General features: G+C 41.2%; 17 protein-coding genes. 11 read left to right on the top strand and 6 right to left on the bottom strand.

Annotated features, from left to right (window positions below; translation table 11 throughout):
- A partial coding sequence (locus K8S13_RS14880; RefSeq protein WP_291463656.1) for an acyl-CoA carboxylase subunit beta occupies positions 1 to 1,606 on the bottom strand: 1,606 nt, incomplete at its 3' end.
- Positions 1,607 to 1,801: 195 nt separating this feature from the next.
- Here K8S13_RS14880 and K8S13_RS14875 point away from each other — a divergent pair.
- From K8S13_RS14875 to K8S13_RS14860, 4 genes are all read left to right on the top strand, one after another.
- Positions 1,802 to 2,017, top strand: a complete 216-nt coding sequence (locus tag K8S13_RS14875; RefSeq protein WP_291463654.1) for a biotin/lipoyl-containing protein — start codon at positions 1,802 to 1,804, stop codon at positions 2,015 to 2,017.
- 382 nt (positions 2,018 to 2,399) lie between these two features.
- Positions 2,400 to 3,170 (top strand): IclR family transcriptional regulator, encoded by a 771-nt coding sequence (locus K8S13_RS14870; protein WP_291463652.1) that lies wholly within the window; start codon positions 2,400 to 2,402, stop codon positions 3,168 to 3,170.
- A gap of 16 nt (positions 3,171 to 3,186) precedes the next feature.
- Positions 3,187 to 4,350: a glutaryl-CoA dehydrogenase Acd gene (gene acd, locus K8S13_RS14865; RefSeq protein ID WP_291463651.1), complete on the top strand. Its 1,164-nt coding sequence runs from the start codon at positions 3,187 to 3,189 to the stop codon at positions 4,348 to 4,350.
- A 136-nt stretch (positions 4,351 to 4,486) separates the two neighbouring features.
- Complete coding sequence (locus tag K8S13_RS14860; protein WP_291463650.1) at positions 4,487 to 4,873, top strand: carboxymuconolactone decarboxylase family protein; 387 nt, start codon at positions 4,487 to 4,489, stop codon at positions 4,871 to 4,873.
- Between the two features lie 20 nt (positions 4,874 to 4,893).
- Here the strand turns inward: K8S13_RS14860 and K8S13_RS14855 are convergent, their stop codons facing one another.
- Together K8S13_RS14855 and K8S13_RS14850 are read right to left on the bottom strand one after the other, a co-directional pair.
- Positions 4,894 to 5,718, bottom strand: coding sequence for a 50S ribosomal protein L11 methyltransferase (locus K8S13_RS14855; RefSeq protein ID WP_291463649.1), 825 nt, complete (start codon positions 5,716 to 5,718; stop codon positions 4,894 to 4,896).
- Between the two features lie 4 nt (positions 5,719 to 5,722).
- Positions 5,723 to 6,751 carry an ATP-binding protein gene (locus tag K8S13_RS14850; RefSeq protein WP_291463648.1) on the bottom strand — a complete coding sequence of 343 codons (1,029 nt, stop codon included), beginning with the start codon at positions 6,749 to 6,751 and terminating at the stop codon, positions 5,723 to 5,725.
- A 124-nt stretch (positions 6,752 to 6,875) separates the two neighbouring features.
- On the opposite strand from K8S13_RS14850, the gene prmA reads away from it, so the two are divergent.
- The 6 genes from prmA (at position 6,876) to K8S13_RS14820 (ending at position 11,615) form a co-directional block, all read left to right on the top strand.
- Positions 6,876 to 7,802, top strand: a complete 927-nt coding sequence (prmA, locus tag K8S13_RS14845) for a 50S ribosomal protein L11 methyltransferase (RefSeq protein ID WP_291463646.1) — start codon at positions 6,876 to 6,878, stop codon at positions 7,800 to 7,802.
- A gap of 91 nt (positions 7,803 to 7,893) precedes the next feature.
- On the top strand, positions 7,894 to 8,019 hold the full coding sequence (locus tag K8S13_RS14840) for a proline racemase family protein (protein ID WP_291463644.1): 126 nt from the start codon (positions 7,894 to 7,896) through the stop codon (positions 8,017 to 8,019).
- A complete protein-coding gene (locus K8S13_RS14835; protein ID WP_291463642.1) occupies positions 8,019 to 9,146 on the top strand; it encodes an MlaE family lipid ABC transporter permease subunit in 1,128 nt (375 codons plus the stop codon). The genes K8S13_RS14840 and K8S13_RS14835 overlap by 1 nt, the downstream gene beginning before the upstream one ends.
- On the top strand, positions 9,143 to 9,910 hold the full coding sequence (locus K8S13_RS14830) for an ABC transporter ATP-binding protein (RefSeq protein WP_291463640.1): 768 nt from the start codon (positions 9,143 to 9,145) through the stop codon (positions 9,908 to 9,910). Before K8S13_RS14835 ends, K8S13_RS14830 begins: the two co-directional genes overlap by 4 nt.
- Positions 9,907 to 10,995 (top strand): MlaD family protein, encoded by a 1,089-nt coding sequence (locus K8S13_RS14825; protein WP_291463637.1) that lies wholly within the window; start codon positions 9,907 to 9,909, stop codon positions 10,993 to 10,995. Before K8S13_RS14830 ends, K8S13_RS14825 begins: the two co-directional genes overlap by 4 nt.
- On the top strand, positions 10,995 to 11,615 hold the full coding sequence (locus tag K8S13_RS14820) for a hypothetical protein (protein WP_291463636.1): 621 nt from the start codon (positions 10,995 to 10,997) through the stop codon (positions 11,613 to 11,615). Before K8S13_RS14825 ends, K8S13_RS14820 begins: the two co-directional genes overlap by 1 nt.
- A gap of 28 nt (positions 11,616 to 11,643) precedes the next feature.
- Here K8S13_RS14820 and K8S13_RS14815 read toward each other — a convergent pair whose 3' ends face one another.
- Positions 11,644 to 11,931, bottom strand: coding sequence for a PBPRA1643 family SWIM/SEC-C metal-binding motif protein (locus tag K8S13_RS14815; RefSeq protein WP_291463635.1), 288 nt, complete (start codon positions 11,929 to 11,931; stop codon positions 11,644 to 11,646).
- Positions 11,932 to 11,953: 22 nt separating this feature from the next.
- Positions 11,954 to 13,489 (bottom strand): sigma 54-interacting transcriptional regulator, encoded by a 1,536-nt coding sequence (locus K8S13_RS14810; RefSeq protein WP_291463634.1) that lies wholly within the window; start codon positions 13,487 to 13,489, stop codon positions 11,954 to 11,956.
- 235 nt (positions 13,490 to 13,724) lie between these two features.
- Between K8S13_RS14810 and K8S13_RS14805 the strand changes: the two genes are divergently transcribed.
- Positions 13,725 to 14,207, top strand: coding sequence for a hypothetical protein (locus tag K8S13_RS14805; protein ID WP_291463632.1), 483 nt, complete (start codon positions 13,725 to 13,727; stop codon positions 14,205 to 14,207).
- Positions 14,208 to 14,270: 63 nt separating this feature from the next.
- Here K8S13_RS14805 and priA read toward each other — a convergent pair.
- Positions 14,271 to 15,326: primosomal protein N' (priA, locus tag K8S13_RS14800; protein WP_291463630.1), on the bottom strand; the 1,056-nt coding region annotated here is incomplete at its 5' end.

The raw sequence follows: 15,326 nt of genomic DNA, 5'->3' as shown, positions 1-15,326 counted from the left end.
CCATGCCATATTTGGCACAATAGGCCGGTCTTGAATTATCATGGTATTCCTGGGCCAGTTGATTCATTTTCTCAATAATGGGTTCAAGGGGGCGTCCTGCATCTTTTTCTTTGACAAGCCTTCTTGAGAAACTGGCTGCGGCTGCTGTTTCACCGTGCATGACATAAATTTCAGTTGTCCCTAACCCCAGGGTAAATGCATTGTGGCGGTTGGCGGTGGGGCCACCCATGACATAATGGGCTGCTGCGGTTCCCTTTCTCAGGGTTATCAGCATCATTGGCACGTCCGTCTGCTGAATGGAATAGATCAAGGACTGTCCAAGGCCAAGCAGTTCTGCCTTTTCAGCAATATCACCCACATCAATACCGGAAGTATCCTGGAACCAGATCACAGGGATTCTGTCACGGCCGCAAAGGGTGACAAATTCATTCATTTTGATCAGGCCCTGGCGATAAAGCTTGCCGCCGATTCCGCCGTAATCCGCATACTCGGGATAATCTTCCCCAAGCCATCCCTGGTTGTTGCCGATCATACCCACAAGATAACCATCCATCTTTACGAGAGCCGTATAAATCTCGGGTCCATAATCCGGTCGAAATTCCATGTGCTCGCTGCCGTCAACAAGACGGGCGATGATTTCTTTAAAATTATAAATCTGTTTCTGGTTATGGGGGATAAGACGGTAGAGATCTTCTGCCGGGAACCTTGGGGCTTTGGGTTCGGCAACCCTGAAAAATTTAGGGTTGTAAGCCGGCATATCCTTCATATAGTCTTTGAGCCCGTCAAGAACGCCTTTTTCCTCTTCATAGACATACCTGAAAAAACCGGTTTCATCATAGTGGATATCAACTGATCCCGGAGGTTTGGCCTTGTATTCTTTTGCTGAAGCAATGAGCTGTTCCGCACCTTCCAGATCAAAATACCCTTTGGGAGACATACCACTTAGTATCCCGCCGCCGCCCACGGCAATATTACAATTTTTATGAGCAAAAAGAATGGTCGGGCTGATGCCCTGGTATCCGCCGCCGGCAGGATTTGTACCATAAATACCGGCCAGCACTGGAATTCCCTCCTGCTCAAGCTCTGCATGGCGGTAAAAGGTGGTACCGCTTCCCCTTCTGTTGGCATAGAATTTTTCCTGTTCCGTCAGCTTCACACCGCTGCAGTTAACCAGCCAGACCAGGGGGATATTTAATCTTTTTGAAAGGTCGGTGGCCCTTAAAATGTTTTCAGGCTGTCCCGGAAGCCATGCACCGGCCATGACTTTATTATCAAATCCAGCCACAACACACCATTTGCCGGAAATCTTTGCCAGACCGTCAATGACATTTGTTGTATTTTCAACATTATCTTCAGGGTTAAACAGAGTGTGCAAAGGATTCCAGGTACCGGGATCAACCAGGTATTCAAGCCGCTGCCAGACTGTCATTACACCCCTTGCATTAATTTTTTCAGTCGGCATTCCGGCATTTTTCACTTTTTCGACTTCAACATCTATCCCGGCTTCCACTTCCTTAACATTTTTCACATTTTCTTCAGAACTTAATAATTGTCCTTTATTAAGTTCCACACCAAATTCTGTCATTTTTTCAAAATATTGTCTCATACTTTACTCCCACTGCAATAAATTATTATTTTCAGATCAGTATTCCCTTAAAAGGAAGCCAACCGCTTATCATTAAATCCAACTCCACTTGACTTTAAACTTTTCTTTAAGTATAGACCAAAACTGTCTTGTTTAAGAAAGAATCTTTTTCCGGCAAGAAGAGAACCCAATATATTTTGAACAAAGGAGAGGAAAATGAGCTCAGAAATCTTGGCACCCATGCCCGGAACAATCTGGAAAGTGCATGTAAAAGAAGGCGATGATGTTATTGAAGGACAGGAATTGTTGATCCTTGAAGCCATGAAAATGGAAAATCCCATTATTACAACAACAGCAGGCAAGGTACAGCAAGTCGCGGTAGCAGTGGAAGACAAAGTTGCCACCAAACAGCTGCTTCTTGTTATTGAATAATTATCAATACCTTGAATACCAAATTTTGTATCTGCAGAGAGCTTCAAAATTTCGTGCTCTCTGCATGATATAAAGTCATTCATTTTCGCCTTTGTACAGCCCTTTATTCATTTAATTCATCTATATTAAAAAACCCGCTCTGGGTGATACCAGGAACGGCATTTTAATATCTTGTAAAAATGAAATAATCCTTTCCCTTTGTCAAGCTATTTCTTAGCTATATTTTAACTTTTTTCTTGACAAGTCTATCAAATTTTAGTTTATGGTACAATCTCAAGATGGAACAATGTTTTAATATATAGAACGCTTTAGAAAATGATGAATATGAAAACCGATGCAAACGTGATTACCTTTGAACAGCCATCCGTATATGACCAATAATATGAAAAAACTGACCTCCATTGAAAAAGCGCTGGAAATCATGCTTAAATTCCAGGACACCAAGCCGTCGTGGGGTATCAGGGAGTTAAGCGCAAAACTTGAATTCAGCCCTGCAACTGTCCAGAGAATCCTGCAGGTTCTCAAATCCTATGAATTTGTCAGGCAGGACCCTGAAACCCGGCAGTATTTTATTGGAAACATTTTTTACAGGTTTCTTGAAAATTTAAACAGCTCCAATAACCTCACCCGTGTCGGGCATAAATTCATGGAAGAAGTGGCAGCTGCCACCCTTGAAACAGTACACTTAAATATCATTGAAGGGAATCTTCGTCTCTGTATCGACAATATTGAATCCCCCAAAGTACTGAAGGCCGGCATGCCCATCGGCAACCAGTCCCCGCTGTTTGCCGGGGCATCGGCAAAATGCCTGCTGGCCTTTTCCACCGAGGAATTCCAGGACAATTATTTTAAAACCACAAAAATTACACCCATCACCGAGAATACCATTATTCAGGCGGATAAGCTGTTTGAAGAACTCTACAAAATAAAGGAACAGGGATATGCCATAAGCTGCGGGGAAAGAACTCCGGGATTAGGGTCACTGAGTGCCCCTGTTTTTGATTATAAAGGACAGATCCTGGCAAGCCTGAGCATTGCCATACCTGAAATAAGACTCAAACAGGAGGATCATCTTTCCAATTGTATTAATATAGTGACCAGTGCTGCAAAATCTTTTTCAATAGCAATGGGATTGGGCACTGAAAAATTTTAACCGTTTAGGAGGAACAATGGATTTTAAATTATCAACCGAACTTAAAATGCTCCAGAAAGAAATCAGAAATTTTGCGAAAAAACAGATCGAGCCCTTTGCAGATGAATGGGACGAAAAACACCACTTCCCCATTGAAGAAGTCATGAGACCCCTTGGCGAACTGGGATTTTTCGGAACCGTTATCCCCGAAGAATACGGTGGAGAAGACATGGGTTTTCTGGCGGCAATGATTATAACGGAAGAACTTGCCAAGGTCTCTTCTTCATTAAGGGTACAGGTCAATATGCAGGTCCTGGGATGTGCCTATACCATTTTTAAATATGGGAATGAAGAAGTTAGAAAGAAATATGTGGAAAAACTTTGTACTGCTGAATATATCGGCGGATTCGGCATTACTGAGTCTGATGCGGGTTCAGATGTCATGGCCATGGCATCAACTGCTGAAGACAAGGGAGATCACTGGCTCTTAAACGGTTCTAAAACCTGGATTTCCAATGCCAATTATGCGGACGCTCTGCTCTACTATGCTTACACAGATAAAGCCGCTGGATCAAGAGGGCTTTCCGCCTTTGTTATCGAGCCTAAAAACTTTGCAGGCATCAAGACATCCGGTCTTGACAAGATGGGGTCCCATTCCTCACCCACAGGAGAGCTTTTCCTTGATAATGTTAAAGTGCCCAAAGAGAATATTCTGGGCAAACCCGGAGATGGTGCAAAAATTGTTTTCTCATCTTTGAACCAGACAAGGCTGTCAGCTGCTGCCGGTGGTGTAGGGCTTGCCCAGGCCTGTCTTGATGTATCAAGCAAATATTGCAATGAAAGAAAACAATTTGGTAAAAAAATCGGTGAATTCCAGATGAACCAGGATCTGATCGCCCAGATGACGGCTGAAATAGAAGCTGCCCGTCTTGTTGTCTATAAAGCCGCCTGGCAAAAAGATCAGGGCCAATTAAACAATGGCCGTGATGTGGCCATTGCAAAATATCTTGCCGGTGAAATAGCTACCAAATCTGCCAACTATGCCATGAAAATCCTGGGTGCCTATGGATACTCCATAGAATATCCCGTTGCCAGATACTACAGGGATGCCCCGACCTATTCCATGGTTGAAGGTTCTACAAATATCTGCAAATGGATCATTGCACTGGATCAGCTTGGATTCAGGAAAGCCAACAGATAAATGAATTTTGAGTTTTAAATTTTGAGTGGTGAGTGGAGAGAGACGTATTATTTCTCAAAGTTCACTACTCAAAACTCATTACGCATAACCTAAAGGTCACACGTAACCTGAAGGTCACACGTAAAAGGAGAAAAAGATGGACCCAAAAGACATTGCAAAAAAAACAGGTGAAACTGCAAAACTTTATTTTTCCACGGTTAAAGAAGAGGAAAAGCCATACAACCTGTGGAGACATTTTGATAAGGGCCTTGCAAAAGACATGTCCCTCTATATCACAGGCCAGATGTATTCCAGAAAAAAAATCCCTCATCAAACCCGGCAACTTATTACGGTGGCGGCATTAACGGTTCTTTCAAAACCGGATGAGCTCAAACTCCATACCCATGCGGCCCTGAATGTTGGATGCACAAAAGAAGAGATTGCAGAAGTGATTTTCCAGACCAGTATTTACGGTGGTGTGCCTGCTGCAAATACAGCCCTGACCGTTCTTAAAGAAGTTTTGGAAGAGCGGGGGGAAGAATAACTCCGTCCTAAAAAATAATTTTACCCCAAGGTTTTTCCAAGGATGGTGTTCCAGATTCCATCCGGGCATCGCCTTTCAATAATGTGGACATTCTTCCGGGACAATGAATCCAATATTTTTTTAGTTTCGGAATTTAAAAGCCCGGATAGAATAAACCATTTTTTCTCCAGAAAAAACGGACTCTCGATTATTACCTGCATCACATCATAGTGGATATTGGCCACCAGAAGATCACAGGGAATGGCCATTATTTGTTCACCCTTTGCCTGGAAAGCAAGAATTCGGTCTTCAAATCCATTAAGCCGGATATTATTTAAAGCTGTCTTAACCGCCAGATAATTAAAATCACAGGCCATCACGCGTTTGCAGTCCAGCACAGCAGCCCCAAGGGACAAAAGTCCTGTTCCCGTACCAATATCAAGAACGGATTGAATTGTGTGCTTTGTACATAATCGATGGATCAGATACAGGCAGTCTTCTGTTGTCTGGTGTCTGCCGGTTCCAAATACCACGCCCGGATCAAGCAGGATTTCCTTTATGGTTTCATCATTTCCAACAGGTTTATTCCATGGCGGATAAATGCACAGATCATGCACATAATAGGGTTCAATCTTATCTCCATGCCATTGTTCACCTGTCATTTCATATTTTTCAATCAGGCTGATATCTTTATTTTTTTTAAGAATCCCTTCAATTGTATCATCTGAAAAACAAGAAAAAAAAAGAAAAGAAATTTCTTCATCCACCCAGGTTCCAAGAAAAGCCTTATTGCTCTGGATCATTCTGTCAACCTGGGGAATCCCGTCAAAATAATAGATATAAAGATTGTTATATGGATTGATCATTTCTTTATTTTTTTTCTTTTTTCACTGCCGGGAAAAAAATACTGAACACGGTCCCCTTGCCAACCACACTTTCCACGGTTATAAACCCGTCATGGTTATCAACAATACCATAAACAGAGGCAAGACCAAGCCCTGTGCCTGCGCTGATCGGCTTTGTTGTGAAAAACGGATCAAAGACGCGTTGGATATATTTATTTTCAATTCCTCTGCCTTCATCCCTGATGGAAAGATGGACAAATCTACCAGATACAATTTTATCCATGCCTATCTTTTTTTTCTCGAGCACGATATTGTCTGTTTCTAAGGCAATTCGACCATTTTCCGGCATGGCTTCGGATGCATTTAACAATAGGTTCATAATTATATGTTCCATTTGAGACCGGTCAGCAGTTACGCTCCAGATTTCCTGGATAAACCGTGTAACAATCTCTATATCCTTCCGGGTTCGCTTAAACATATCCAGATTCACTCTTAGCACTTCATTTATATTTAATGGGCCCGGATCATATTTGCCGCTTCTTGCAAATCCGAGCAGCTGCTTGATAGATTGTGATCCATTATCAACCAGATACATTATTTTTTCAGCTTTTACTGCATTTGGGTGCCCGGGCTCGGATTGTTTTTGAATCAGGGAGGCATACCCTGTAATGGCCATAAAAAGGTTGTTAAATTCATGGGCAATACCACCGGCAAGAGTACCAATAGCCTCGAGTTTCTGTACATTTAAAAGCCGTGTTTCAATCTCTTTTCTCTCTTCGATCTGCCGGGCCAGTTTTTTAATTAACCCGTTGTGTTCACGGGTTCTTTCATCAACCATTTTTTCAAGATTATTTCTATGGTTTTCAAGCTGATCCCAATTTAGGATAAAGACATCTCTTATTTTTGAAACCACCTTTTTTAATTTTTGAACCTCTTCAATGTCGGAATCCTTTTGATCCAGATTAATTTTTGCAAAATTCTTTCTAAAGGCACTACCTCCATCAGCTTTGTGGAGGTCCGACAATTGCGATAGAAAGCTGTCCAGAGGTTTCATAATAGATCCTGTCTAATTCCATTTGATGGAACCTGTTTTTGAAAGCATTTGTATTTAATCTAATATTATTTTATCCTGAAAAATAATCTTTTTTTTAAAAAAATACAAGAAAGAGTTAATATCCATGCAATTCAAAAAAATCATTGTCCAATTTGATTCTGAAAATTTGATTTTAGCCGAAGAGCTGATCTGTGATATCTTCTTTTCATTTAATCTCAAAGGAGTAATATGTGATATCCCTCTGGATGAACCGGATGAAGGTTTTGGCACGAATACGCTGGCAAAACCTGAAATCTATTCAATTGCAGGCTTTCTTCCCTTGCTTGATTCGTCTGTCATCTTATTTGAAAAAATAAAGAAAAAAGCATTAAATCTGTCAGATTATAATATTAAAATTGATATCAAAACTGAAATTGTTGATGAAAAAGACTGGTCCGAATCCTGGAAAGCATATTTTAACGTAACCCCGATTACAGACAGGATAACGATAAAACCTGCATGGAAAGATTATGATGCCCGGAAGGATGAGATTATTATTCATCTTGACCCCGGTATGGCATTCGGCACGGGTACACATCCAAGCACTGCCATGTGCATAAAACTGATTGAGACATATCTTGAACCCGGCTCAATATTTCTGGATATTGGCACCGGCTCCGGAATTTTAATGATTATAGCTGCCAAACTCGGTGCCTGGCGGATAATCGGTATTGATAATGATGAGGTCGCCATAAAGGTAGCTCAAAAAAACCTTGCCAAAAATGAAATTAATACCGGCTTGTTTGATCTGACATGTACAACTCTGGATAAAACAGATCCGATACCATACGATTGTATTGCAGCCAATATTATTGCCCATGTTATTGTTGACATCCTGCCCGGGATATCAATGAGAATGACGGAAAATACCACAACTATCCTCTCAGGCATTATCAAGGAGCGGCAAAACGAAATACTGGCTGCCCTTGAAAAAAATCATCTTTTTATCATTCATGAAGAATATATGGATGAATGGGTCGCACTTGCAGTTAAAAAGAAAACCAGACGTTGAATAACATTGGTTAAGCATGATATACAGATTTAAAGCAGTGCACTGAACATTAAATCTATAACACTGAATCAGCAGCACTGGATTTATGAAAATGAAAAATTTTGTACCATCAGATAAATATTTGAAAATAAAAACCATTGACTCCCACACTGCAGGGGAACCTTTCAGGGTGATCACTTCAGGAGTTCCGGAACCGGTCGGAAAAACTATACTTTGATGAAAACTCCGCCAAAATTTACAATTTTAAAAGAGGATTACGCGACGGTTATCGCCCTCTTCGGAAGGTTTGATGCAAAAGGGGCATCAAGCCTCTGGCAAAAAATCACCCAAAAAATATCTGAGGGTAACGGAACAAGCCTGATCCTTGATCTTGAAAAGGTGAATTATCTGGATACTGCAGGGGCAGCTTTTATCTTCTATCTGGAGACATTTGGTAAAACCCGGGGATTTAAAGACATCTCAATAATTAACCTTAAACAAGAGTATTCAACCCTCTTGGATCTTGCAAAGAATATAAGGCAAAAGGATTTTTCAAAACAAATACCCCAAAAGCTTTCCTTTGTTGAAAATAAGGGCAAAAGCGTTTCAGATTTCTTATTGGAAACCAAGGAGTTTATCACCTACACAGGAGAGATCACATGGGCACTTATTCAAAGTCTTAGGCATCCAAAGGGAATCCGATGGTCAGACACATTCCTGGTTGCCGAACGGTCCGGGGTTGACGCTCTTCCCATCGTTACATTGATCAGTTTTATTGTCGGCCTTGTTATGGCCTTTCAAGCGGCCATTCCCATGCGAATGTTCGGAGCGGAACTCTATGTGGCTGATCTCATCGGGATCGCCATGGTGAGGGAACTCGGGCCTTTAATGACAGCTATTGTCCTGGCCGGAAGATCTTCCTCTACATTCGCTGCTGAAATCGGCACCATGCGGATCAACGAAGAGATTGACGCCTTAACAGTAATGGGACTTGACCCGGTAAAATTCCTCATCATACCCAGAATCGTTGCATCTACTTTTATTACCCCTTTGTTAAGCATATTTTCAAACCTTATGGGGATGCTGGGAGGCGCCCTTGTGATCACATCCATGGGATACCCCATTATTTCCTATTACAACCAGATTGTATCATTTGTGAAATGGAACGATTTTGCAGGAGGAATGGTAAAATGCTTTGTATTCGGAGTTTTGATTGCAGCATCCGGTTGCATCCGGGGATACCAGACCCAAAGTGGACCTTCTGCCGTTGGAATCTCAACCACCCGGGCTGTTGTCACCGGCATTGTCCTGATTGCTATATTTGACGGAATTTTTTCAATTATTTATTTTTACATGGGCGTATGAAACAGACACAAACCGCCATAAGAATAGAAAACCTCACTGCAGGCTATAACAACATACCCATTATTGAAAATGTCAATTTTGAGGTGTTGAAAGGCGAAGTGTTTGTTATTCTCGGCGGGTCCGGGTGCGGGAAAAGCACGCTGTTAAAACATATGATCGGACTTTTATCTCCCATTTCAGGCAATGTGATGATTTTAGGCGAAAACCTGTCCAGCGCCATTGGCAACGAAAAAAACCGGATCCTGCAAAAAATCGGAGTTGCTTTCCAGAGTGCGGCATTGTTTGGTTCCATGACGGTGATGGAGAACATCAAGCTTCCGTTAAAGGAATTCACAAGCCTTCCTGATTCTGTCATGGATGATATTGTCCGGCTGAAACTGCAGCTGGTCGGCCTTGAAAAAAGTGCCTTTCTCATGCCGGGTGAGCTTTCAGGCGGCATGAAAAAAAGGGCTGCCATTGCCCGGGCCATGACCCTTGACCCTTCTATTATTTTTCTGGATGAACCCTCTGCGGGACTGGACCCGATTACTTCAGCAGAACTGGATCATCTGGTAACAAATCTTGCATCTTCCCTTGGTATCACATTTGTGATCGTTACCCATGAACTGGCAAGTATTGAAGCCATATCCGACAGGGTCATCATGCTTGAAAAGAGTGCAAAGGGAATTATTGCAACCGGAACACCAAAACAACTGAAAGCCGACAAAAGCAACTCATATGTCTATAATTTTTTTAACCGGATAATCGATAAAGGTAAAAAATGACCCAAAAAGCAAATTACTTTAAACTCGGTCTGTTTGTTATCATTGCATCTGGTCTTGGGGCGACATTTTTAATCATTTTCGGGGCAGGAGAATTCTTTAAAAAAGAACTGCTTACCGAAACCTGTTTCAATGAATCTGTGCAGGGCCTGACCATAGGTTCCGAGGTCAAATATAAAGGGATAAAAATCGGAAGTGTCAAATCCATTACCAGCGCTTCCCGGGTCTATCAAGCCAAGTCGGATTATGTACTGGTCATCATATCCCTTGAAGACAGCATTTCTCTGGGCCAGACAGGGGGGTCTGCCAAGGCCAGAATCCAAAACGCCATCAAGGACGGCCTGACTGTCCGGCTCGCATTTAAAGGATTGACCGGGGCAGCTTATCTTGAAACCGATTATTCAGTAAAAGATCCTGACAACACGCTTGATATCTCCTGGTTGCCAAAAAATATTTATATCCCTTCCCAGAAAAGCAGCATGAAACAGTTTGGCGATACCCTTAACCAGATTCTTGATAATCTTGCGGGCATAAATCTGAAAGGACTCACCCAGGACATTGAAACCCTTGTAAAAACCCTGGATCAAAAAATCAATGACTTTGATATGGAGCGTATCTCCAGCCTGATCGCCTCATTGTTAAAAGAATTGAAAGATACAAACCAGAAGGTCAATTCTGCCATGGGGTCTGCCAGGGTTAAACGTTTTCTGGATGATGCACAAGCCTCTTTTTCAGAATTAAGAACTATTGTTGAAACCTCTAAAATACCTATTAATAAAGCCATCAATGACTTTCAAGAAGCGGCCGGCAGTACAAAAAATATCACTGCCGGGCTTGAAACCAGGCTGGGTCCAAAAATTAACAGTCTGTCTTCCAATCTTGACCAACTGATGGAAAGCCTTGCTGCCACATCCGGTCTTCTGGAGAATATGATCTGGCTGAATTCCGACAGGATTAAGCTAATCATTGAAAATCTTGAAACCACTTCTGAAAATTTAAAACAGATGAGCAAAGATATCAAAAAATATCCCGGCAGGCTGCTCTTTGAAAAGCCCCCGGAAAAAATCAATACAAAGGAAAATGAGTAATGCAGCCAAAAAAATCTATCATTCTAGTTGGAATTGTGATTTGCCTGAACGCCTTTTATGGATGTGCCGGTTTAAAAAAAGAGCCTATTGAAAAAAAATATTTTGACTTAAATATCAATCTACCCGCTTCAAACCAGAATAGTATCAGCCAGGGCACAGCCCTTCTTGTCAAAGAATTTTTCATTAATTCTACATTTGATTCCCATTCTTTTGTTTACCGCGTTGGAAAAAACGAATATGTAACTGATTATTACAATGAATTTGTCAGCTATCCTGCAAGACTGGTTACGGAGAAAATAGAGGAAAATCTTTATGCATCAAGCCTTTTCACACCTGCACTCACAAATATTAAACAGGATATCGATTTTCGGTTATCCGGAAAAATAACAAATCTTTACGGAGATTTTCAGGATACAAATGACCCAAAAGCCATTATTGAAATCAGAATGGCCCTGGAAAAAAGGGTAGACAAAACCTTCCAGGTTATTTCCGAAAAGACCTATCGATCTGAAGAAAACATCTCAACTCATGCGCCTGCTCACCTTGTCTCGGGCTGGAATACCGGGCTTTTAAAAATTGTGACACAATTTATCAACGATTTTCAAACCCCCACCCCTTAAGGTTCAGCTCAGGCCGAAAAGGCCGGCATTATTTACCACAGCATTTTTTATACTTTTTACCGCTTCCACATGGACAGGGTTCATTGCGGCCCACTTTATTTTCGACAATCTTTGTTTTTTGTGGATTCAACAATATGTCTAAATCGGTAATATCTTCTGGTTTATCCGGTTCCAATTCAATTATAAATGTCCAACCCTTTTCTTCAAATATGGATGATACTTCTTTCAATCTTTCTTCTGTTTGTACATTAACAACTGCGGGCTTTTTTTCAGTACCTAATTTTGTCGTCTTTTTACCATTAAAAATTTTTTTCATCTTTTCCACCTTTCAAAATCTTTTAATCAAAATCCTGACGATCGCGCCTGATCTCAAGTTTTCTCATTCTGGATGCGAAAGTAGACCGGTTGATCCCGGAGGCCTTGGCAGCCCATGTAATGTTCCAATTACTTTTTTTCAAAAGTGATATCACATACTCTTTTTCCAATTGGGGCCATGTCATGCTGCACAGGTTGATGATAAAATCATTGGCACCATCTTTGGAAGAAACAGAAGGATCGCTAAAAGGATCTATATTTGCGTTCTGGTTTCTTACATGAAGGGGAATATTTAAAAGCTCAATATATTCATCCTCTGCTGTTACCATGAGATAGCGGATAAGATTTTCAAGTTCCCTGATATTTCCGGGCCAGGAATAAGACACCAAAGACTGCATGGCATCCGTTGCAATCTTCTTTTCAATCATTCCGGCTTTTAAAGATTCTTTTTCAAGAAAATGTCTGACCAGTAAAGGAATATCCTCCCGCCTTTCCTTTAGCGGCGGCAGATGAACCGGCAGCACGGATAACCGGTAAAACAGATCCTGCCTGAAACTGTTGTCAGCAATCATCTGTTTGATTTCCTTGTTGGTAGCTGCAACGATTCTGACATCAATATGCCGGACTCTTGTTTCGCCCAGGGGCTTGATCTCATTTTCTTGAAGCACCCTGAGCAGACTTGCCTGGATACTCATGGGCATATCCCCTATCTCATCCAAAAAGACTGTTCCACCGTCTGCTGCCTCAAAAAGTCCTATCTTATCCCGGGTGGCCCCTGTAAATGCCCCTTTTTTATATCCAAACAATTCACTTTCCAAAAGCGTTTCCGGAATAGCACTGCAATTTTGCACCAGAAAAGGTTTGTCCTTTCGAACGCTTGATTTATGAATTTTTTCAGCCACCAGTTCTTTACCGGTACCGCTATCCCCGGTGATCAGTACATGAAACTCCGTACCTGCATAACTTTTTACAAGGTCTAAGCATTTTTTAAACTCAGGGCTCTGACCAATGATAACACTTTCTTTTTTTACTTCTTTTAATGCAGTTTTAAGGCTCTGTGTCTTTTTCCTTTCATTGGCATATAAAATGGCATTGCTCAGGGCAATAGAACAGATATCCACAAGATTCTGAAGCTGTTCCAGATATCCTTTATCAAGATTAAGGCTACTTTTTTCCGGTGTGGTATCAATGATCTGGACAGCACCATAAACTTTCTTATCCCGGAAAAAAAGCGGGAAACAGAGAATCAGGCTGCTTTTTACAGCTAATTTATCCTCAACTTCCTTGTAATGACGCCGGTCACTTTTAGTTTCCGCCACGGTCATCTTTTTATTCTCAATCACCCACCCCACGATACTGGGATGCTGGACGTCCAGAGAGACCCCCTTAATCTGGTCACTCTCGGCACCGGCAGCTTCAATACACAGGTATGTATCTTTTTTCTTAATCCATATGGAACCCCTTTGGACATTATGGATTTTTAATAAAGAATTAAGGAATTTTTTCTGTAATGTCTCAGGGTTGAGTTCCTTAAAAAGTTCAAAATCGGATTGATTCATGAAGAAACCTTTTCCATATGATTAAATATAACAATTTTAATTAAATAAAAATACCGCATATGAAATAAAAACACAACCTCCATTAAATTTAAAGATTAATTTTATTATATAATCAATATATCTAATAAATTCACTAAGATCAAATACTATTTTACCCTGTTGGAATAAAAAATGAATAAATGAATATTCAATGGCAATCTGTAAAGCCCGTACTTTAATAAAACAGGAGCTTGAAATGGAACAGAGAATTTTAATTGACAGTTTTGATACAGCCCAGTTTGCCTGCCCTGAATGCAATAGGGAAAAAAGCATGCAGCTTTCAGAGTACAACATAAAAAGGCAGAGCACCAAAGTAAAATGCAGGTGCCGGTGTGGGCATACCTATATGGTTATCCTTGAAAAAAAGATTGAATCAATACAAAACACTCAGTTGCTGGGCACATTTGTCTCAAAAGACATTATCAAATGCAGCGGTAAAATGATCATAAAAAAACTGAACAGCAAAGGTATTATGCTCAAAACCAATATCGAACAGGGTATTCTGCCCGGGCTCAAGCTCTTTCTTGAATTTGTTCTGGACGATGCCAAACAGTCAATTGTAAAAAAAGAAGTGGTTGTCAAAGCAAAAAAGGGAAAATATCTAAGCGCAGAGTTTACTTCAGATGAACATTCTGACAATTTAGGGCCTTACTTGTTTTTTAACAAATTGTATATATAGGTCGGGGTGGGTGTTGTGTTACCTTTGTACGGACCGGGAAAGCCATTTCTTTTCCGGTCCGTGCTACATTAAAGAATACGGGTCAACATCCACAGTCAGCCTGACCCCTGACTTGGGAGTTACTTTCGGGTGCTCCATCATGGATTTTATCAGTCGGTTAACCAGGGCTGAAGAAGGACTTTTCACAAGAATCTGCCACCTGAACCGTGAGGAAATTTTCTGAATAGGCGCCTCAATAGGCCCCAAAATCTGAACCATATTCTTTTGTCTTTCTTCATTTTCAAGTAATGCTCTGAAAATATATGCAACATTGGCTGCATAGACTTTTACCTTAGCAAAGTTGCTTCCGGATATTTTCAATTGAATCATTCGTGAAAAAGGTGGGTACAGTAATGCTTTTCTATATGGCACCTCGTTTTGAAAAAACTCGAAAAAATCCTGTTTTTTAGCGGCTTCAATAATAAAATGATCGGGATTATAGGTCTGCATAATGACCTTTCCCTTACTTTCACCTCTTCCCGCACGGCCGGCCACCTGGGCAAGAAGCTGAAAGGTTCGCTCGCCTGCCCTGAAATCCGGAAGACTCAAGGACAGGTCGGCACAAATCACGCCAACCAGCGTAATAGAGGGAAAATCATGACCTTTAGCAAGCATCTGGGTTCCCACAATAATATCAACATTCCGGTTTCTGATACTTTTCAGTATTTTTATGGTAGCCCCTTTCCGGGATGTCGAATCCTGATCCATCCTGACAAGCCGGGCATCCGGAAACAGAGCTTTCAGCATGGATTCCACTTTTTCAGTGCCAAACCCCAATGGTTTAATTTTTGAAGAGTTACATGCCGGGCATTTGGTGTTAACGGGCCGGCCATACCCGCAAAGATGACATTGATATTCATTGTGCCCTTTATGAAGGGTCATGGTCACATCACAATATTTGCAGGTCAGAGATTTTCCACAATCCATGCAGACAGGGAAAGTTGCAAACCCCCGCCTGTTCAAAAAGATCAACGCCTGTTTTCCTTTATCAAGACAATTTCGAATCTCTTTTGAAAGTTCAGGTGTTATGATCCTGTCATATCCTCTCGCATCCTTATATTTTTTAAGATCCACAAGGGT

The sequence above is a fragment of the Desulfobacula sp. genome (assembly GCF_021107415.1).
Note: the sequence above shows the minus strand (reverse complement) of the source record. Positions and strands in the feature narration are given on the sequence as shown.

Coding starts and splice junctions, on each gene's coding strand:
- K8S13_RS14835 (WP_291463642.1), top strand. CDS start 8,019: ATGAAAACTCCGCCAAAATTTACAATTTTAAAAGAGGATTACGCGACG.
- K8S13_RS14810 (WP_291463634.1), bottom strand. CDS start 13,489: ATGAATCAATCCGATTTTGAACTTTTTAAGGAACTCAACCCTGAGACA.
- prmA (WP_291463646.1), top strand. CDS start 6,876: ATGCAATTCAAAAAAATCATTGTCCAATTTGATTCTGAAAATTTGATT.
- K8S13_RS14875 (WP_291463654.1), top strand. CDS start 1,802: ATGAGCTCAGAAATCTTGGCACCCATGCCCGGAACAATCTGGAAAGTG.
- K8S13_RS14850 (WP_291463648.1), bottom strand. CDS start 6,751: ATGAAACCTCTGGACAGCTTTCTATCGCAATTGTCGGACCTCCACAAA.
- K8S13_RS14860 (WP_291463650.1), top strand. CDS start 4,487: ATGGACCCAAAAGACATTGCAAAAAAAACAGGTGAAACTGCAAAACTT.
- K8S13_RS14825 (WP_291463637.1), top strand. CDS start 9,907: ATGACCCAAAAAGCAAATTACTTTAAACTCGGTCTGTTTGTTATCATT.
- acd (WP_291463651.1), top strand. CDS start 3,187: ATGGATTTTAAATTATCAACCGAACTTAAAATGCTCCAGAAAGAAATC.
- K8S13_RS14870 (WP_291463652.1), top strand. CDS start 2,400: ATGAAAAAACTGACCTCCATTGAAAAAGCGCTGGAAATCATGCTTAAA.
- K8S13_RS14840 (WP_291463644.1), top strand. CDS start 7,894: ATGAAAAATTTTGTACCATCAGATAAATATTTGAAAATAAAAACCATT.
- K8S13_RS14805 (WP_291463632.1), top strand. CDS start 13,725: ATGGAACAGAGAATTTTAATTGACAGTTTTGATACAGCCCAGTTTGCC.
- K8S13_RS14820 (WP_291463636.1), top strand. CDS start 10,995: ATGCAGCCAAAAAAATCTATCATTCTAGTTGGAATTGTGATTTGCCTG.
- K8S13_RS14830 (WP_291463640.1), top strand. CDS start 9,143: ATGAAACAGACACAAACCGCCATAAGAATAGAAAACCTCACTGCAGGC.
- K8S13_RS14855 (WP_291463649.1), bottom strand. CDS start 5,718: ATGATCAATCCATATAACAATCTTTATATCTATTATTTTGACGGGATT.
- K8S13_RS14815 (WP_291463635.1), bottom strand. CDS start 11,931: ATGAAAAAAATTTTTAATGGTAAAAAGACGACAAAATTAGGTACTGAA.